At 62.0% G+C, this 17,916-nt stretch carries 15 protein-coding genes and 1 tRNA gene; 6 read left to right on the top strand and 10 right to left on the bottom strand.

Features of this window, described 5'->3' with window-relative positions; genetic code table 11:
- Window positions 1–16: 16 nt before the first annotated feature.
- Window positions 17–598 carry a hypothetical protein gene (locus I6I12_RS11600; RefSeq protein ID WP_200288344.1) on the top strand — a complete coding sequence of 194 codons (582 nt, stop codon included), beginning with the start codon at window positions 17–19 and terminating at the stop codon, window positions 596–598.
- On the opposite strand, the gene I6I12_RS11595 is transcribed toward I6I12_RS11600, so the two are convergent.
- Entirely contained in the window at window positions 548–1,786 is a 1,239-nt protein-coding gene (locus tag I6I12_RS11595; RefSeq protein ID WP_234288133.1) for a DUF418 domain-containing protein, read from the bottom strand. The two genes, I6I12_RS11600 and I6I12_RS11595, sit on opposite strands and share 51 nt — an antisense overlap.
- A gap of 12 nt (window positions 1,787–1,798) precedes the next feature.
- Window positions 1,799–3,331, bottom strand: coding sequence for an adenylate/guanylate cyclase domain-containing protein (locus tag I6I12_RS11590; RefSeq protein ID WP_200288343.1), 1,533 nt, complete (start codon window positions 3,329–3,331; stop codon window positions 1,799–1,801).
- Window positions 3,332–3,368: 37 nt separating this feature from the next.
- Between I6I12_RS11590 and I6I12_RS11585 the strand changes: the two genes are divergently transcribed.
- Both I6I12_RS11585 and I6I12_RS11580 read left to right on the top strand, forming a co-directional pair.
- Window positions 3,369–4,568, top strand: coding sequence for a DNA polymerase III subunit delta' (locus I6I12_RS11585; RefSeq protein WP_396130028.1), 1,200 nt, complete (start codon window positions 3,369–3,371; stop codon window positions 4,566–4,568).
- Window positions 4,569–4,655: 87 nt separating this feature from the next.
- A tRNA-Thr gene (locus I6I12_RS11580) sits at window positions 4,656–4,731 on the top strand.
- 66 nt (window positions 4,732–4,797) lie between these two features.
- Here I6I12_RS11580 and I6I12_RS11575 read toward each other — a convergent pair.
- On the bottom strand, window positions 4,798–6,465 hold the full coding sequence (locus tag I6I12_RS11575; protein ID WP_396130027.1) for an AMP-binding protein: 1,668 nt from the start codon (window positions 6,463–6,465) through the stop codon (window positions 4,798–4,800).
- Window positions 6,466–6,566: 101 nt separating this feature from the next.
- On the opposite strand from I6I12_RS11575, the gene I6I12_RS11570 reads away from it, so the two are divergent.
- From I6I12_RS11570 to I6I12_RS11560, 3 genes are read left to right on the top strand one after another with little or no spacing between them, the layout of a single operon-like run.
- Window positions 6,567–7,382, top strand: coding sequence for a GDSL-type esterase/lipase family protein (locus I6I12_RS11570; protein ID WP_200288340.1), 816 nt, complete (start codon window positions 6,567–6,569; stop codon window positions 7,380–7,382).
- 52 nt (window positions 7,383–7,434) lie between these two features.
- Window positions 7,435–8,520, top strand: a complete 1,086-nt coding sequence (locus tag I6I12_RS11565; protein ID WP_023020438.1) for an S-(hydroxymethyl)mycothiol dehydrogenase — start codon at window positions 7,435–7,437, stop codon at window positions 8,518–8,520.
- A complete protein-coding gene (locus tag I6I12_RS11560; protein ID WP_023020439.1) occupies window positions 8,520–9,134 on the top strand; it encodes an MBL fold metallo-hydrolase in 615 nt (204 codons plus the stop codon). The genes I6I12_RS11565 and I6I12_RS11560 overlap by 1 nt, the downstream gene beginning before the upstream one ends.
- 3 nt (window positions 9,135–9,137) lie before the next feature.
- On the opposite strand, the gene rfbA is transcribed toward I6I12_RS11560, so the two are convergent.
- From rfbA to I6I12_RS11525, 7 genes are all read right to left on the bottom strand, one after another.
- Window positions 9,138–9,986 (bottom strand): glucose-1-phosphate thymidylyltransferase RfbA, encoded by an 849-nt coding sequence (rfbA, locus tag I6I12_RS11555; RefSeq protein WP_023020440.1) that lies wholly within the window; start codon window positions 9,984–9,986, stop codon window positions 9,138–9,140.
- Window positions 9,987–11,342 (bottom strand): sugar nucleotide-binding protein, encoded by a 1,356-nt coding sequence (locus tag I6I12_RS11550; protein ID WP_200288339.1) that lies wholly within the window; start codon window positions 11,340–11,342, stop codon window positions 9,987–9,989.
- Window positions 11,343–11,344: 2 nt separating this feature from the next.
- Entirely contained in the window at window positions 11,345–12,340 is a 996-nt protein-coding gene (rfbB, locus tag I6I12_RS11545) for a dTDP-glucose 4,6-dehydratase (RefSeq protein WP_200289071.1), read from the bottom strand.
- 73 nt (window positions 12,341–12,413) lie between these two features.
- Window positions 12,414–13,895, bottom strand: coding sequence for an HNH endonuclease signature motif containing protein (locus tag I6I12_RS11540; RefSeq protein ID WP_200288338.1), 1,482 nt, complete (start codon window positions 13,893–13,895; stop codon window positions 12,414–12,416).
- A gap of 122 nt (window positions 13,896–14,017) precedes the next feature.
- Entirely contained in the window at window positions 14,018–15,343 is a 1,326-nt protein-coding gene (locus I6I12_RS11535; protein ID WP_200288337.1) for a M1 family metallopeptidase, read from the bottom strand.
- Window positions 15,344–15,388: 45 nt separating this feature from the next.
- Complete coding sequence (locus I6I12_RS11530; RefSeq protein ID WP_200288336.1) at window positions 15,389–16,468, bottom strand: alpha/beta hydrolase; 1,080 nt, start codon at window positions 16,466–16,468, stop codon at window positions 15,389–15,391.
- Between the two features lie 51 nt (window positions 16,469–16,519).
- Window positions 16,520–17,896: an alpha/beta hydrolase gene (locus I6I12_RS11525; protein ID WP_023020446.1), complete on the bottom strand. Its 1,377-nt coding sequence runs from the start codon at window positions 17,894–17,896 to the stop codon at window positions 16,520–16,522.
- Between the last annotated feature and the right edge of the window lie 20 nt (window positions 17,897–17,916).

Here is a 17,916-nt window from a genome sequence, read left to right as displayed (position 1 = left end):
GCGTAAGGTGGCGGGCATGAACGATTTTCTTGCCCGCACCCAGGAAGGCGCTGCGGCCCTGCGGCGCGCCGTATCCGATATCAGCGCACAGCCGCAGCTTATCGCCTCGGTCCGCGAAGACCCCGCCGTTGGCGCCGGTATCCTAGCCGGGGTCATCGCCCAAGTGGAAAAGGCCCGCACCCTGACTCGTCCTTCGGCGCTGGGCGTGGCGGCTTTAACGGCGAACCACGCCGCCTATGCCTGGAGCCTGTATCGCCGCGGCGCGCGCAACGATGCCCTGGGCTGGGGCCTGCGCGCGGCCGCATGGGGTGCGGGCGTTGCCGCTACCCGTAGCCAGCCGACGTCCGCCGCAGTGGCAGTGGGTGGCGCGGCCGTGCTTGCCACCTCGGCGCTGGCGGGCGACCCAGTGCTGCGCACCGACGCCGGCAAAGGCATGAGTCACGGCGCTAATGTGCTCGTCGCGGCCGAGGGGCTAACCGCCTTGCGTGCGGCGCTGAAGCAGCGCAAGCACAAGGCGCGGCTAGTGTGCGCGGCCGAAACCGGCGCCCTAGTTATCGGCCATCTGCTGCTGATTGACGGCCTTCACCGCACCCGGTAACTGCGGCTGCATCGTCGGACCATAGGAAAGGCGGCGGTGCACCGCCTCGAAGGGGCCGCGGCGGCCGCAGGCCTCCAGCACGCAGGCGAAGATGAGAGTGGCCAACCACACCGCGAAGGCCATCACCGCTTGGCCGAAGGCCCCCAGCTCGTGACCGAAGTTCAGCATAAACGGGTGCACGAGGCAGAAAAAGAGGATGGACTGCCCCACATAGCCGCTCATGGAGCGCTTGCCCAGCGCCGCAAAGGGCCATAACACTGCGGGCAGCGGTGCCCCGGCCGAAAGTCGCTCCTGTACTGGCTGCAGCACCAACGCGAGCCCGGCCAGGATGCCGGGGCCAGTGAAGACGCCGAGGAAAGAGTTGGCATTATTGGCTGCATTCGCCCAGCGCTGCTCGATGACCCCAAGCGTGCTCAGAGACCACAAGGTACCGATAACCACGGTAATGACCACCGCGACGGCCACCCAGCGCAGGAGGGTGGGGCGGTGGGAAGGGACGTCGGCAAGCACGCCTTGGCGCGCCCACACAAAGCCCACCAGCATGACGGGCAGGTACATCAATAAAATGATCGGCGTGGCCAAGGCCTGGCTGCCTAGGGTGACAAGCTGGCTGAGCAGCAAATCGGGGTAGGACTCGATGGTGCCGATGCCCTCCGTGGCCACCACGCCGAGGGGATCCAGCGCGCCGGAAATGAAGGCCACAATCCCGCCCAGCGCGCATAGTGCGAATAGAATATAGGCCACGCGCATGAGGGAGGAATCCCGCTTGCGCAGCAGGAATGCAATCACGATTCCGGCCACGCCATAGAAGAACATGATGTCGCCCCAAAACAGCAGCACCATGTGCGCCGCTCCCATCACCGCCAAGAAGGCATAGCGCTTGGCGATGACCCTGCGCGCCCCCTGCACCGGAAACCCGCGCCGCCACAGACTCAGCGCGATGAGCCCCACGCCAAAACCCAGCAGGGTGGAAAACATGGGCAGGCCGCGGTTGTGGACAAAGAAGGCGGCGAAGACGACGGCCGCCTTATCCCACACGCTGCCATCGATGATGCCGCCGAAATAACTTGCTGGCCGGTCGGTGGTGATGATCCACGCCGTGGTCATATTGGCCATGGCGATGCCTAGAAGGGCCATGCCGCGCGCCACATCGGGCACGATCATGCGGGGCCGGGGAGCTGAGCTCACTTAAAAACCTCGTTATACCTCGGAACGTTCTGCCAGGGTAGCGCGGATAGGGCGAGCCAGCTGGGTCATGCGGTGACGGCCGCGCAGCTCAATGGATTTCATCATAGTCCAGCGGGCCTGCTCGGCCTCGTTAGCGGTTTTGAGCGTGGCGGCGTTGGTCAATACTTGGCCCGGGGTGTCCTTGGCCAGCTCGGTCAGGCGCGCGGCCTCGTTGACGGCATCACCGATGACGGTGTATTCAAAGCGATCGGCGCCGCCGATGTGCCCGGCGACAACGTGCCCCGCGGCCACGCCGATGCCGGCTTGCAACTCGAGTCCGCGCAATTCGCCGCGTAGCTCGCGGGCGGCCTGCAGGGCCATGGAGGTGGAATCATAAACGTTGAGGGGAGCGCCAAAGACAGCGAGGGCTGCATCGCCCTGGAATTTATTGATAATTCCTTTATTGCGGTGTACCACCTTGACGACGTGCTCGAAGAACTTATTGAGCTCCTCCACAACTTCTTCGGGGGAGTGGTTAACGGCAAACGTGGTGGAACCGATGACGTCAATAAAAAGCACCGCTACTTTGCGGTCCTCTCCGCCTAATTCTGGGCGTTCCTCCAGCGCACGTTGGGCCACCTCGCTGCCGACGTAGCGGCCGAAAATATCGCGCACGCGGTTGCGCTCCCGCAGGCCACGCATCATTTCATTAAAACCGGCCTGCAGCACGCCTAGCTCGGATCCGTCATAGATATCGACCTCGGCATTGGTCTCACCGCGGCGCACCCGATTGATGGCGTTCTGTAGCTCCACAATCGGGTCCACGACGCTCATCACCGCAAAGCTGGTGCCGATAAAACCGGTAGCCAGAGCGGTAAGCGCCAAGGCGGTAATGGCGGGAACAAGATCATCGGCGGTTCCAGGGAAAAGCCCGGTGAGCTGGGCAATCAGCGCCAGAAGGATGCCGATGAGCGGCACCCCGGAAGTCATCAGCCAGGTGGATATCAGGCGGTATTTGATGGGGGGCTCGAGCGTGGAATCCTCAAAGCGCCGTGCCACCGCCTGGGCGGCAACCGGGCGCACGAGGCGCTCTGCCTGCAGGTAGGTCAGGATGATAACCACCAAGCCAGCCAGGGTAGCGGATACGCCTACGACAAGCCCCAATCTGCCGGACTCCCGCGCGGAAATGACCACGGCCAAAATGATGCCGATGAGCCATACCGCGGCCGCTACTGCGGATTGGTAGACGGGGATGCGCAGCACGAGGTTGCGCACCATATTCGGATCGTGTTCGTCTGGGTTGCGCTGCCAGTCCAGCACCGGGCGGAAGAGCAGCAGGGTAACGGCAATTCCGATAATCACGGCGAAGATGAGGTACACCGCGGCGACACCCATCAAGCTCGGCAGCTCGGCGGCAAAGTCCTCGATTTCCGGCATGGGAAGGAAATAGAGAACGAATGTCATGATCGCGATGGCGCCGATGAGGTTCGCACCGAGGACTAAGGCAGCGTAGACCGGCCATTGGGTTCCCATGAGCCATCGTGCGCCGCGCAATAGTCTGTTCATGTCTTCATACTTTAGTAAGACCAGTAGGCTAGGGCGAGTGAATACCGGAAGCGTTGCGCAAAGATTGGCAGATACCCCAGGCGTGGCCCGCACCATCCTGGATGCCGCTCGGGCAGCTCGGGGGATGCCGGGGGCAGACCCGCGGGCAATGAGCCATTCCTGGCTATTTACCGGCCCGCCGGGCTCCGGCCGATCCCTGGCCGCCCTCGATTTTGCTGCCGCACTCATGTGCACGGACCCGGAAGAGCCGGGCTGCGGCCGGTGCGAGGCCTGCCAGGCGGTGCTGGATGCGAAGCAGCATACTGACTTGGTGCTGGTGGACCCGCAGGAAGTCATCATTCCGGTGGATACGGTGCGCGAGGTCATCGGCCGCGCCGCGAGCCTGCCCACGGTGGCGCCCTGGCGCGTAGTGATCTTCAACAATGCCGACCGCCTCAATAATAACGGTGCGAATGCCCTGCTCAAGACCGTGGAAGAACCGCCGGCGCGCACAGTGATCATCATGTGCGCTCCTTCCGACGCCCCCGAGGACTTCTCCCAGACCCTCCGCTCGCGCTGCCGCCACCTCTACATTCCTTCCCCGTCCGTAGAGAGCATTACCGCCCAGCTGGTCAGCGAGGGCGCCTCGGATCACGACGCCCACTTGGCCGCCCTCACCTCCCTCCGCCACGTCGGCAGGGCGCGACGCCTCGTCAACGACCCGGCGGTACAAAAGCGCCGCGCGGTGGCCATCAACCTGGCAGAAGAGGTCTTCCACGGCTCCCAAGGCTTCCAGGCGGTCACCTCGCTGCTGAAATTGGTCGATTCGGAAGCGAAGGAATCGCATAAGGAACAAGAAGAAGCCGAACTGGCGAAGCTGGAGCAGACCCTCGGCGTAGGTGCGAAGGGCAAAGGCGCGGCTAAAGCGCAGCGCGATGCCCGATCCGCCATTAAGGATCTGCAGGACCAACACAAGAAGCGAGCGAAACGCCGAGTTATCGACAACTTGGACTTAGTTCTTATCGATCTCTCCGGTGTGTACCGCGATGCGCTCATGCAGAAAGTTGGCGCGCAGGTGGACCTGACCCACCCGGACTTCGCCGGTCTTTCTGGCGAGCTAGCGCAACGCGTGAGTGAGGAAGGTCTGCTGGACTGCCAGGCCGCCATCACGTTGTGCCGCGAGCAGCTCACACAAAACGTCGGCACGCAGATTGCCTTCGACGGGTTGGTGGGCCGACTGCGTCGCGCGTGCCTATAAGCGGGTGCGTAGTCGGGGCCGATTTCTATTCCGCGGCGCCCCTAGGTTAAACTTTCTCTTGCTGCACTGGCATATGCCAAGCAGCGTGCCGCCTTAGCTCAGTCGGTAGAGCATTTCACTCGTAATGAAAAGGTCGCGAGTTCGATTCTCGCAGGCGGCTCCACAGTGGCCGCAGGTTATCTAGCCTGCGGCCTTTCGCCGTTGTGGGCACGGCAGTGGGTGCAGAGCGTTAAGCCTCGCCGTGGTTGTGCAGTAGGCGCGGGACCACCTTGCCGGTGGCGTTGCGCGGCAGCTGGGATAGGAAGTGCACATCGCGCGGCACGGAGTGATCGGCGAGCTTGGTGCGGACCCACTCGCGGATGGCGTCGGCCGTGAGGGCCTTTCCGGTGGCGTCGGCAGTAGGCACCGCCCACACGGCGATGCGCTGGAAGGTCTCGCTATCCTCCACGCCACCGGCATGGACCTCGTGGATGCCGGGCATGGCCTCGAGGACCTCGGTGATGGACTGCGGGTGGACGTTTTCGCCGCCGACAATGATCATGTCATCGGCGCGGCCGACCACGTGCAGGAAGTCGTGCTCATCGATGTAGCCCAAATCGCCGATGGAAATGAGCCCGTCCACCTTATTGAGCCGCAGGTTCGGGTTGGTATAGCCGGTCATCGCAGTGGAGTTGGTCAGGTAGATCTCTCCCACCTCGCCGCGCGGAACCGGGTGGCCCTCCTTATCGAGGATGCGCAGCTTCGTGCCCGAGGCCACGCGCCCGGCGATGGTGGGGTTGGCGGCCACCTGATCCATGGTGGCGGTCGTCGCGAGCGCGAGCTCAGTGGATCCGTATACGTTGCATAGGATGGCGCCGAAGCGCTCATTGGTCTCCTTGACCACCTCCGGAGTCAGCGCATTGCCGGCCGAGGCGATGAATTTCAGGCTCGAGGTATCGAACTCACCGGCTGGGTCCCGCTCCACTAGGCGCTTAAAGAAGATGGGGGAGGAAATCATGCCATCGAGGCGGTAGCGCTGGACATCGTCAAGCACCTGCTCCGCGTCGAATACGCGGCGGGTGACGATGGTATTGCGCAGTCCGAGTGCGATATTGATGCAGGCCCATCCCCAGGTGTGGAAGATGGAGGCGGTGATCTGCAGGCGCTGGTCGGCGCGCCATGGAATGGTATCCACGATGGAGGCCAGCACTACCGGCAGGGTCGGTTCCGGCCGCACAATGCCCTTCGGAATGCCGGTGGTGCCGGAGGACATGAGCACGATCGGGCCGTGCTTGGGGAAGCGCGGCAGCTCCACGGCCGGTGGATTCTTCACAATCTTGTCTAACTTCGGCAGCTCGCTAGCCCCGGTATCGTGCGCGATGATTACGGGGATATCGGTGTCCACGCGGTCGATGAATTCATCATCCACGACGAGCACATTGATGCCGTTTTCCTCAATGCAGCCGGCCAGCTGCTCCGGGGAGGAGCCTACGTTGAGCAGGTAAATAGAAGCGCCCACATAGCCCTTGGCGCCGAGCGGAATGATGATGCCGCGGCCGTTGCGCGCCATGACGCCGAGGCGAATCTCGGGCAGGTCCAGCGAGCGGAGGTAGCGGGCGAAGCCCTGCGTGTGGGTGCGCAGCTGGCGGTAGGTGAGGGTGCCGTCGTCGTCGATAAGCGCCAAGCGCTCCGGACAGGCAAGGTAGCCCTGCTCGATCTCGCGTGCGGTGGTAAAGCGGTAGCGGGCCAGGTTCGGCAGCAGGTTGAGCTGGGCCTTCGCGCCGCCTTGGTGGCTGATGAGTCCGGCGTTAAGAAGCGCCGGCACGAACCGGCCGAGGGCTGCAGCGTGGAATGTGAAATCAGAAAAATTCACGGTTGGGGTAGCTCCAAAAAGCGAAGATAACAAAAAGGTAACCATGGACGATCTCGTGAGAGAGGCGCGCGGTGTAGCCGCCAACTCGAAATTACAGAAGTGACTACAGTTACCTGAAGTTACTGGTGTTTCTAGAAAAGGATCTCATGAAATCTCTGCAGCTCAAAGTCCTCTCCGTGGTGGCGTCCGCGCTGGCCGTCGTAGGCGTGGCAGTCGCGCCGCAGGCCACCGCCGCGGAGCGCAACCTAGTAGCCTTCGGCGATTCCGTCCTCGCGGATCCAGATGCCGGCTCCTACTTCGCCCACCGTTACGATCCCTCTAAGGGTGTGGGCGTGGATTGCCCGACCTCCAATAACTACGCCAAGCGTGCCGGTGCCAAGCTGCGCCTTCCGGTGCGGGACTTCTCCTGCTCCGGCGCCGTGTCCATGTCCCGCGGCCCGCAGATTTTCCAGCAGGTGGATGCGGCCATCCGTACCGGCGCGCTGACTCCGGCTACCAACCGTGTGGTAATCACTACCGGTTTCAATGACACCTATAACCACCGCGAGCTCAACCTGTCGCAGATTCGCAAGCAGTTCGCGGACCATACCGCACCGCAGATTGAGCGCATTAAGCGTGCGGCTCCGAATGCGCGCGTGCAGATCGTTGGCTACCCCACTATCGGTTCTGGCCCGTACTACTGCCTCTTCCACTTCGGCCCGCGCCCGGCCGATTCCACCTTCCTGCCGCCAATCCAGGACTTTGAGAATAAGGCACAGTGGATGCAGGTGGACCTGGCGGCACGCACCGGCGTGCAGTTCTTGGATATGAAACCTTCCACCCGCAATAACGGCATGTGCGCCGATGCAAACCAGCGCATGTGGGCTGGTCTAGTGGACTTTAGCGCAGGCGACGGCAACCTGCCCATCCACATGAACCAGCGCGGCCACGAGCATACGGCCAACGTCATCGCTCGCTCTTAAAAAATATTTTCATTAATGTGCCGATTTTGAAAATATCGGTATGCTCGGGCGCATGACTGTAAAAGCTGTTATTGCCCGTTCCAAGGGCGCGGAAGTCGAAACCGTCAATATTGTTGTCCCCGACCCCGGCCCTAATGACGTCATCGTGCGCGTGCAGGCCTGCGGCGTATGCCACACCGACCTTGCTTACCGCGATGGCGATATTGAAGACGCCTTCCCGTTCCTGCTCGGCCACGAGGCCGCAGGCGTGGTGGAGACCGTAGGTTCTGCGGTCACCCACGTGGAGGAGGGCGACTTCGTCATTTTGAATTGGCGCGCCGTATGCGGCGAGTGCCGCGCTTGCAAGAAGGGCGAGCCAAAGTACTGCTTCAATACCCACAACGCCTCGAAGAAGATGACCCTCGAGGACGGCACCGAGCTCACTCCTGCGCTGGGCATCGGTTCCTTCGCGGAAAAGACCCTGGTCCACGAGGGCCAGTGCACCAAGGTGGAAGACACTGACCCAGCCGCTGCAGGCTTGTTGGGCTGCGGCATCATGGCGGGCCTCGGCGCAGCCGTGAATACCGGTGACATCCAGCTCGGCGAGTCCGTTGCCGTCTTCGGCTGCGGCGGCGTGGGCATGGCCGCCATTGCAGGCGCCAAGCTGGCGGCCGCGGCAAAGATCATCGCCGTGGACATTGACGAATCCAAGCTGGAAACCGCCCGCGAATTCGGCGCGACCGATACTATCTGCTCCAAGGACCTGTCGGAACAGGAAGTCATCGACGCCGTCCGCGAGCTCACCGGCGGCTTCGGTACCGATGTTTCCATCGACGCCGTGGGTATCCAGCCCACCTGGCGCCAGGCCTTCTACTCCCGCGACCACGCCGGCCGCATGGTCATGGTGGGCGTGCCAAACCTCACCGACCACGTGGACATTCCCGCCATCGACCTCTACGGCCGCGGCGGTTCCATCAAGCCAGCGTGGTACGGCGATTGCCTCCCGGAGCGCGATTTCCCCGCTTATGTAGCGCTATCCAAGGCCGGCAATTTCCCGCTAGAAAAGTTCGTTTCCGAGCGCATTGCGCTTGACGACGTCGAGCAGGCCTTCGCCACCATGAAGTCCGGCAAGGTCCTGCGTTCGGTGGTGGAGTTCTAATGCGCATCGATAGCACGGTTACTTCTGGCAAGTTCCGCCTCGACGGCGGCGAGTGGGACGTGGATAATAACGTCTACGTCGTGGGCGATGACTCCAATGTTTATGTGGTGGATCCCTCTCACGATCTCGATGCCGTAGCGGAGCTGGTAGGCGATCGCCACGTGGAAGGCATCCTGCTCACCCACGCGCACAATGACCACTGCGAGCTCGCCCCCGAGGCCGCCAAGCGCTTCGATACCGAGGTTTATCTGCACCCGGACGATGACATGCTGTGGCAGGAGTCCAATGGCGATGCCCCGTATACGCCGCTGGCGGATCGCGGTCAATTCGATATCGGCGGCGAGAAAATCACGGTCTACCACACCCCTGGTCACTCGCCGGGCTGCGTGGTGCTGCACGTGGGCGAGACGCTGCTGTCGGGCGATACGCTCTTCAATGGCGGCCCTGGTGCCACTGGCCGCAAGTACTCCGACTTCGATGTGATCATCGAGTCGCTGAAGAACGTGGTCTTCACCCTGCCGGAGGACACCAAGGTCCTGCCGGGGCATGGCGACGCCACCACGGTGGGTGCCGAAGCCGCACGCCTCGACGAATACATCGAGCGCGGTTACTAGCCGTTAGTACGCCCGCAGGTACTCGCCGTAGCCGGACTTAAGCAGCGGCTCGGCGAGTGCTTCTAGCTGGGCGCGGTCGATAAAGCCCGCCTCATAGGCAGCAACCTCGGGCGATCCGATAACGATCCCGGTGCGCTTTTGCATCACCTCAACATAGGCAGAAGCCTCGCTCATGGAGTCCACCGTGCCGGTATCGAGCCAGACGCTACCGCGGTGCAGGCGCTGGACATTCAGCTCGCCGCGGCGCAGGTATTCCTCGTTAACCGCCGTGATTTCCAGCTCGCCGCGGCCGCTGGGCTGGATGCCCTTGGCAATGTCCACGACGGAGTTGTCATAGAAATACAAGCCCACCACCGCGTGATTCGACCGTGGAACCTCCGGCTTCTCTTCGATGCTGAGCGCATGCCCCGCAGCGTCGAATTCCACCACGCCGTAGCGCTGCGGATCCGAGACCTCGTAAGCAAAAATGATGCCACCCTCCGGATCCTGGCAGTGGGTGAGCTCGCCGCCGAAGCCGTGGAAGATATTATCGCCGAGCACCAGTGCGACGCTATCGTCTCCAATAAAATCCTCGCCAATCAAGAAGGCCTGCGCGAGCCCCTCCGGCCGCGGCTGGACCGCATAATCGATCATGAGTCCGAGCTGGGAGCCGTCACCAAAGAGGCGTTGGAAGGCACCCGCATCCTCCGGGGTGGTGATGATGAGGATTTCCCGAATACCCGCCTGGATGAGCGTGGTCAGCGGATAGTAAATCATCGGCTTGTCATAGATGGGCATGAGTTGTTTCGAGATGCCCTTGGTAATCGGGTAGAGCCGCGTGCCGGAACCGCCGGCCAGGATGATGCCTTTCATTTAATCCTCCGGGTAGAGCGCTAGGTACAGGGCAAGGGCCGCGCGCCAATTCTGCGGCTTGAAGCGGGTGGCCTCGATTTTATCCAGCGCAAACGTCGATTCCTTGGGCCGCGGCGCCTCCGGTCCCGCGATTTCGCGGTACTGCTCGGTCGTCACTGGCGTGACCTCGGACGGATCGTGGCCGAGCCCGATGAATACCGCCATGGCAATCTCATCGCGGCCCACGGTATCGCCCGAATTGGATAGGTTATACACGCCGTAGTCCGCGTCGGACTTGAGCAGGTGCACGATGCCCTTGGCTAGGTCCTCGGCAAACGTGGGGCGGCCACGCTGGTCATGGATGACCTTCGGCTCCACGCCCTTATTAGCCAGCCGGCGCATGGTGGACATGAAATTTTCCCCATCGCCAAAGACCCACGAGGTGCGAATGACGTAGTGCTGCGGCGCGGTCTGTGCTGCGGTATCACCCGCGGCTTTCGACGCCCCGTACGCACTGAGCGGCGACGGCAACTCCGCCTCGGTGTGGACTTCGTTCGCCCCATCGAAGATATAGTCGCTCGAGACATGCACCAGCGTGATCTGGTTTTCTGCGGCGATGCGTGCCAGCTTTGCCGGCCCTTCCGCGTTGACGGCCCAGGCAGCGGCGCGGTCGTTTTCGGCGCCGTTGACGTCGTTGTACGCCGCGCAATTAATGATGGTCGAGTACTGCTTCCAATTTCGCTCCGGCGGATTGGTGATGTCGAAGTCGGCGTGGGAGCAGAATTCGGCGTCGCCAAGCAGGCGCTTCAGCGCCCTCCCCAACTGCCCATTCGCACCCGTGACGAGGATGCGCCGGGCGGGCATCGGGCTCACCTCTTCGAGGCTGTGGTGCTGCTTGTCTTTCTCCGAAATCTCGGTGGGCTCTAGTGGCCAGTCCACGATGTCGAGGTTCACCGCGGCATAGCGCGCCTCGGCAGACCAGTGCTCATTGACCAGGTAACTATAAGAGGTATCCTCCAGCGCTTGAAAGCCATTGGCGACGCCTCGCGGCACAAACACCGCCGTCTCCGGCCCAATCTCGTGGGTAATAACCTCGCCGAAGCTCTCCGACCCCTCGCGCAGGTCGCACCACGCACCAAAAATCTTGCCCTGCGCCACCGAGATGAGTTTGTCCCAAGGTTCGGCGTGCAGCCCGCGGGTAGCGCCGGCGTGGTTGAAGGAAATATTGTTCTGCACCGGCTGAAAGCTCGCGAGTTCGGGCGCGAGACCGGTGAGCTTTTCCCGCTGCCAATTTTCTTTGAACCAGCCGCGATTGTCCCCGTGCACGTCGAGGTCGATGATGAGTAGTCCCGCGATGGCGGTTTCAGTTATGTGCATGTCTACTGTCCTTGCTGCTTGTAGCGGGTCTCTACGTCTTCTTTCTCGGGCTTCCACCAGTCTTCGTTATCGCGGTACCACGCGATGGTGTCTTCGAGGCCGGCGCGGATATCCGTAAACCGCGGGGCCCAGCCCAGCTCGCGGCGAAGCTTGGTGGCATCCATGGCATAGCGCTGATCATGGCCGGGGCGGTCCGCCACGTGCTCATAGAGCGCGCGTCCATCGCGGGTGTGGCCCATGATCTCGCAGATAAGCTCGATGACCTGCTTATTGCTGATATCTGGCTGATCCGCGCCGATAGCGTAGGTCTCTCCAATCCGGCCGCGCTCTAGGATGGCGAGCACTGCCTCGTTGTGGTCATCGACATGAATCCAATCGCGGACCTGCTCGCCCGTCCCATAAAGCTTGGGCGTGCGGCCGGAGAGAATATTGGTGATCTGGCGGGGAATGAACTTCTCGATGTGCTGATACGGCCCATAATTATTGGAGCAATTCGAGATGGTGGCGCGCAGCCCAAAAGAACGCACCCATGCGCGCACGAGGTGGTCAGAACCTGCCTTGGTGGCGGAGTACGGGCTGGAGGGGGCGTAGGCGGTGTTCTCGTCAAACTTGGTTTCTGCCCCAATCTCGAGATCACCGAAAACCTCGTCGGTGGAGACATGGTGGAAGCGGGTATCGTGCTTCCGGCACGCCTCCAACAGCGTGAACGTGCCCACGATATTCGTGTGGAGGAATCGGGAAGGGTCACGCAAAGAATTGTCGTTATGGGATTCGGCGGCGAAGTGAACTACTACATCGGCGGCAGCGACGAGCGGTTCTACCGTCGCAGAATCGGCGATATCACCCTCGACGAAGTCAATATCCAGATCGGCGAGGTTGGCGCGGTTTCCAGCGTAAGTGAGCTTGTCAAGCACCGTAACGCGGGTATCGGGGCGCGCCTGGCGCATGAGGCGCACGAAATTGGCGCCGATAAAACCGGCGCCGCCAGTGACGAGCATCGTTTGCATGGTTATCCAGTGTAGGGCAGTCGGACGGGCTGCTGTGGCAGGCCGCGGGCCCGCGCGCAAGAGGTCAGGCCGCGCCCGGGGGAGACGGTGGTGGCGAGGGCGGATCCGTGAGCCTGCGTCCCGGGGCTTGTTCCGCGGCGGGGTGGTCGTTGACCTCTACTGTGGGCGATAGCCCGCTCGCGTGCGCGGCCCGGTAGCCTACCCGGCCGGTGGCGGGGTCTCGCTCGGCGTGACCCATTCCGTTGCGGCCATCGCGGTAGTCGTTATTGTCTACGTGGTGGCGCCGGCACAGCAGCGTGAGGTTCTTGAGGTCGGTGGCGCCACCGTGAGACCAAGCCTGCAGATGGTGGACATCGCAGTCCTGCCAGGGGCGGTGGCACTCGGGGCGGGTGCAGACAAGCTCGGAGGCCGCGAGGGCGAGCTTCTGCCAGAGGGACGCGGTGCGTTTGGTGCGGCCAAGTTCGAGAGGAAAGCCCTTCTCATCCACCGCACAGAAGAAATCGTGCTGCGCGGCACCCAAGCGGAGGAGATCGAGCGGAGAAAGCTCGATGCCGGTGCTGGTGGCGAAGCGGGTATCGCCGCCCATCGCCTCCAGTTCTTCCAAGGTGGTGGCGACGAAGAAAGAACCAAGGCCCGCTGAGTCCTTTTGGGTGGCAGAAAGGTAGCTCGACAAGGCAGCGGTCAATTGGTCCGCCATGCGCTGGGCATAAGTGCGGGTATCATCCTCGGCGCTGAAATCGGCGCTGCCTTTATTTTTGGCGGGAGCAAAGGCACTGGCAAGGATGGCGGCCGCGGAGGCGTCGAGGTATCCGGAGATATGCACACCGCCGTCAGCATCTTGGCGGGAGATGCTAAAGCGCCGCTTGCGGGTAGCGGCGTGCGGATCGGGCTCGCCGGCAGGATTGAGGGCGTGCTTATTCGCCTTGCGAACTGCCTTACGCAGCCACTCGCGTAAGGAATCGAAGGAGCGGCGCTTGGCCTGCTCGAGGGCCTGGTTGCGCAGCTCGCTTGGGCCGGGGATGGCGTACTTGCTGAGGCTGCGCAGCTCATTCTCGATGAGGTTAAGGATGCGCTCAGGGATAGGCTCTTCTTCGAAAAGCTTCTTGCGGCGCTTTTCCTCTTCGCGGCGCTCGCGGTCGGCGCGGCGGCGGGCTTCTTCCTCGGCCTGTGCGCGTGTGGCGTCATCAGCATCGGGATCAGCAGGTGGGGGAGTGGGCTCCGGTTCGGGGATAGGGGCAAATAGGTTGCGCCCATTGCGCAGACGGGCGGCGGCTTCGGACTCGCTAAGACCTAGGCGGGCGGTCAGGTAGTCCTTGGCCTTGGAGGAGCCCACGCGGCGGCCGGCGTCATCGCGCTCCGCGATGAAGGCGAAGGCAGCGTCAATAGCGGCCTTGTTGCCCAGGGCCCTTTCCAAGTGCTCGAAATGAGGGTGAAGAAGCTCGAAAGAGAGGTCGGAGGGATCCTGCATGAGGGCGCGCAGTTGGGTTAACCCGGCGGCAACTTGGGCGATGGCGGAGTCTATCTCCGCGTGCTTGGTGGTCTGCATAATCCCTCCCCTCCTGTTCGTTTACATGTTCTATTCTACCTAGATAAAACACCCCGTCAACAGGAAAGAAGGGATTGGTCAATAGATTAGACAATCCCCAAACAAACGCAGGGCCAAAACCACTAACTCGGGAATGAAGGAAGGGCCGTGTGGTTGAGCCAAGCGTCTACGGTGGCGTCGAAAAGCGCGGCATCAGGAGCGGCGGCGCGGAAGGAATTTAGCAACATGGAAGGCTCCACCACCGAATGCTGGTGCTCGGTGAGGTAGCTGCGGAGGGTGCTAAAGAAGGCGTCGCCAAGCAGGCGGTGAATGGCGTGCACGGTCAAAGCACCGCGCTTATACACGCGGTCATCGAACATATCGCGCGCACCCGGATCGGAAACGGTGAGGTTCTGCGCCTTGCGGCCTAGGACGTTGTAGTGGGACCGTGCTGCCTCGCGCGCGGTGGTCTCGCCCTTGTGCTCGGCCCATAACCACTCGCTGTAGCAGGCAAAGCCCTCATTGAGCCAGATATCCTTCCACTCGCCTAGGCCCACGGAATTGCCAAACCACTGGTGGGAAAGCTCATGCGCGATAAGGCGCTCGAAGGCGTGGTCTCCCTTCACATGGTTGGATCCAAAGATAGAAAGCCCCTGCGCTTCGAGCGGAATCTCCAACTCATCTTCCGTGATGACCACCTGGTAATCCGCAAACGGGTAGGGGCCATAAATGGAGGTAAAGAAGTCCACCATCTCCTGCTGCTGGGCAAATTCATTCAGCACCCGCTCGCGCAGCGTGGCTGGAGCCCAAGCCCGAGTGGAAGGGCCCAAGGCAAAGCTGGAAAACTCACCTACCTGCACCGTAGCCAGGTAGGTGGCCATGGGCTGGCGGGTACGGTAATGCCAGCGCGTGGTGGAGCCGCCCGCCCTGCGGGAGACGAGGTCGCCATTAGACACAACGATAAAGGGATCATCGGCCGTAATGATGATGTCATAGAGCGCCTTTTCAGACGGTGTATCGTCGCAGGGGAACCAGCTCGGCGCGCCATTGGGCTGGCTGGCTACCAGCGAGCCGGACTCGGTTTCTTCCCAACCAATCTCGCCCCAGGTGGTGCGGATGGGGCGAGGGCTACCGCCATAGCGAATAACCAGCTCAAACTCCGTACAGGCGGCGATTTCTGCAGCGAAACGAAGACGCAACTTACCGGAAGACTGGCGGAACTTTGCCACCCGCGGTGCACCCTTCGCGGTCACGCGACGGGCCACCATCGCCCCGCCCAAATCCAAGGTCAAAGACGTTAAATCGGCGGTCGCTCGGATTGCTAAAACGGCCTCGCCGTGGAGCAAGTTGGGCTCCACGCGGTAGGTCAGATCCAGCGTGTAGTGGGACACCTCAAATCCGAGGTTAAAATCCACGCCGGTATAAGGGTCAGTGTGGGTACGCGAAAGGGCGGTAGGAAGCAACTTCATAATGCTGCAAGCCTACCGCCCTTTTAGCCGCGGAAAGAAACGAGCTTATTTATTGAAAGCGCGCTCGAAGACCGGCCAAGAATCCTTGAGGTCCGCAATCCAGTGCGGCCAGGAGTGGGTGCCGGTATTGCGGAAGTTATAGGTAGCCGGGATGCCAGCCTGGTCCAACTTGGCCTTGAAGTTGTGGGTGCAGTAGTTCACGCCAGCCTCGATGGCGCCGCCTTCCACCTGCAGCTTAGCGGAGCCCAAAGCAGCGGCGGCAGGGTTGTAGCCCTTAGCCACGTTATAGGAGAAGGTATCCTCCTTGCCGGCCAGACCGGAACCGGAGGAGATGTACAGCTCCGTGCCGCGCAGCTTCTCGTGGTTCATCATCGCATCGTTATAGCGGTTGGTGGGGGAACCGAAGGGGCCCCACATCTGCTCTGCGGAAGCGCCACCGCGGTTAACGGTGAGCTCAACGGCCTTGTGCTCTACCGGGTAGGCGGTAGCCGCACAGCCGGCGTAGGAACCAACGGCGTCATAGAAGCCTTGGTTGTGCTCTGCCAGCAGCAGGGAGGAGGTAGCGGACATGGACATACCCGCGATGGCGCGGTGGTTATCGGCCTTGATGTGTCCCTCGATAGCGCCCGGCAGTTCCTTGGTGAGGAAGGTTTCCCACTTCTGCGGGCCCTTAAGATACTGGGAGTTCGGCTCGGATACCCAGTCGGTGTAGTAGGAGAAGGCACCAGCCTGCGGGATGACCACGTTGACGTTCTTGGAGTGGTAAAAATCCACGGCATCGGAAAGCTTCAGCCAGTCCATGTCCTGCTCCGCGCCGCCTGCGCCATTAAGCAGGTAGATGGTCGGGCGGTTCTCATCCGTCGCGCGAATGACAGCCAGCGGAATCTTGCGGCCGTTCATAGCCGGGGAGGTGGCCTGCAGCTTATCGACGCGCGGATCGTCCTTGTACTTCTGGTACCAGGTCTGCTGCTCCAACTCCGGGGTGACCTCTAGTGGGGCCAGGGTGGACTGGGCGGCGTTGCCTGCTACCTGCTGCGGGGTGAGCTGTGCGGCGCCCGCCATCGGGGCGCTAGCCAAGCCTGCGCACACTGCGGTGGCGGCCAGGATGGAGCTAAGACGCTTCATTGTGCTTCTTTCCTGTAGTTAATGAACTCGTTGATTATACTTCTGCGCTACTTATTCCGCAGCGCCGGCAGCCTCTGGAGCTTCGGCTTCCTTGCCCTCGACGAAGTCCTTATCAGGGGACTGGTCAGCGGCGCTCGGGGCGTCCTTGATCTGCGCATTTTCCTGAGCCTGCGGCGCATCGATGGAAAGCTCGTTGGGCTTTACTTCCGGCTCGGCCGGAGCTTCTGCGGCGTCCTTGTTAAAGCCACGCTCGAAGGTCTTCCACGAGGAGAAGATGTCATCGCGCCAGCCCGGCCAGGAGTGGGTGCCGGTATTGCGGAAGTTCCAATCCGCCTTCATGCCCTGGGAATCCATCTTGGCCTTGAGATCGTGGGTGCAGGAGCTCATAGCAGCCTCGATGACGCCGCCCTCCACGATGAGGGTGGACGATCCCTTAGCGCCCCAGTCATTGGCACCGCCCAAACCGCTATTCACGGAGACGTAGGTCTCGGATGGGCCCAAATTCTTCGGGGTGGCATTGACCAATGCGTCGTTGTACACGTTGTACTCACTGCCCATAGCGCCCCACATCTGATCGGCCGAGCCGCCGCCGCGGTTGACAGTCAGCTGGGTGTACAGGCGCGGCAGCGGGCGAGAGGTAGCCGCGCAGCCGGAGAAGGAGCCCACCGCGTTGTAGAAGCCCGGGTTGTGCTCCGCCAGCAGCAGGGAGGAGGTAGCGGCCATGGACATGCCAGCGATGCCGCGCTTGCCATTGCCTCCGATATGATCCTCTAGAGCGCCTGGCAGCTCCTTGGTCAGGAAGGTCTCCCACTTCTGTGGGCCCTTGAGGTAGCCGGCATCCGGCGTAGAAACCCAGTCAGTGTAGTAGGAGAAGGCACCGGCCTGTGGGATGACCACATTGACGTCCTTGGACGTGTAGAAATCCACCATGTCCTGCACGCCCTCTTGCTCTGGGTTGACGTCGCGCTTCGCGGTGGCGGTGATCCAGTCCATGCCCTGCTCAGCGCCGCCCGCGCCGTTGAGTAGGTACAGGGTGGGGCGCTTCTTTTCAAAGTTGCCGTCTGGGGAGATGACCGCAAGCGGGACCTCGCGGCCACCCATGGCGGCGGAGGTAGCCGTCATGACCTTGACGTGGTTGCCGTAGTGGTTGCCCTGGGCGCTCTTGTGGCCGAAGGCATAACCCTTCCACTTGTCCTTGTCCTTTAGTCCGGCAATATCTACCACGCGGTTTTCGCCCTCGGTGGTGATGGCGTAGTTGATATTTTCCGGATCTGCCGAGTCAGTGAGGTTTACCTCGCGGATGGTGGATGGGGTGGCGTCCCCCTGAATCTTGGCCGGCTCGACGGCGGAGGCGATAGGGGCGGAGAGGACTCCTGCCGCGATGGCGATGCCTGCGACGCTGGAGCCGATAGAGCGCAAAGTATGCATATTTTTAGCTTCCTCGAGTT

Source organism: Corynebacterium kefirresidentii (genome assembly GCF_016599755.1).
GTDB lineage: Bacteria > Actinomycetota > Actinomycetes > Mycobacteriales > Mycobacteriaceae > Corynebacterium > Corynebacterium kefirresidentii.
This window is presented reverse-complemented; position numbering and strand designations above follow the sequence as displayed.

What these genes read in the sequence shown, in the direction of transcription:
- I6I12_RS11600 (WP_200288344.1), top strand. Translation starts at nt 17, where the DNA reads ATGAACGATTTTCTTGCCCGCACCCAGGAAGGCGCTGCGGCCCTGCGG.
- I6I12_RS11535 (WP_200288337.1), bottom strand. Translation starts at nt 15,343, where the DNA reads ATGAAGTTGCTTCCTACCGCCCTTTCGCGTACCCACACTGACCCTTAT.
- I6I12_RS11530 (WP_200288336.1), bottom strand. Translation starts at nt 16,468, where the DNA reads ATGAAGCGTCTTAGCTCCATCCTGGCCGCCACCGCAGTGTGCGCAGGC.
- I6I12_RS11525 (WP_023020446.1), bottom strand. Translation starts at nt 17,896, where the DNA reads ATGCATACTTTGCGCTCTATCGGCTCCAGCGTCGCAGGCATCGCCATC.
- I6I12_RS11560 (WP_023020439.1), top strand. Translation starts at nt 8,520, where the DNA reads ATGCGCATCGATAGCACGGTTACTTCTGGCAAGTTCCGCCTCGACGGC.
- I6I12_RS11550 (WP_200288339.1), bottom strand. Translation starts at nt 11,342, where the DNA reads ATGCACATAACTGAAACCGCCATCGCGGGACTACTCATCATCGACCTC.
- I6I12_RS11570 (WP_200288340.1), top strand. Translation starts at nt 6,567, where the DNA reads ATGAAATCTCTGCAGCTCAAAGTCCTCTCCGTGGTGGCGTCCGCGCTG.
- I6I12_RS11575 (WP_396130027.1), bottom strand. Translation starts at nt 6,465, where the DNA reads ATGGTTACCTTTTTGTTATCTTCGCTTTTTGGAGCTACCCCAACCGTG.
- I6I12_RS11590 (WP_200288343.1), bottom strand. Translation starts at nt 3,331, where the DNA reads ATGAACAGACTATTGCGCGGCGCACGATGGCTCATGGGAACCCAATGG.
- I6I12_RS11540 (WP_200288338.1), bottom strand. Translation starts at nt 13,895, where the DNA reads ATGCAGACCACCAAGCACGCGGAGATAGACTCCGCCATCGCCCAAGTT.
- I6I12_RS11565 (WP_023020438.1), top strand. Translation starts at nt 7,435, where the DNA reads ATGACTGTAAAAGCTGTTATTGCCCGTTCCAAGGGCGCGGAAGTCGAA.
- rfbA (WP_023020440.1), bottom strand. Translation starts at nt 9,986, where the DNA reads ATGAAAGGCATCATCCTGGCCGGCGGTTCCGGCACGCGGCTCTACCCG.
- rfbB (WP_200289071.1), bottom strand. Translation starts at nt 12,340, where the DNA reads ATGCTCGTCACTGGCGGCGCCGGTTTTATCGGCGCCAATTTCGTGCGC.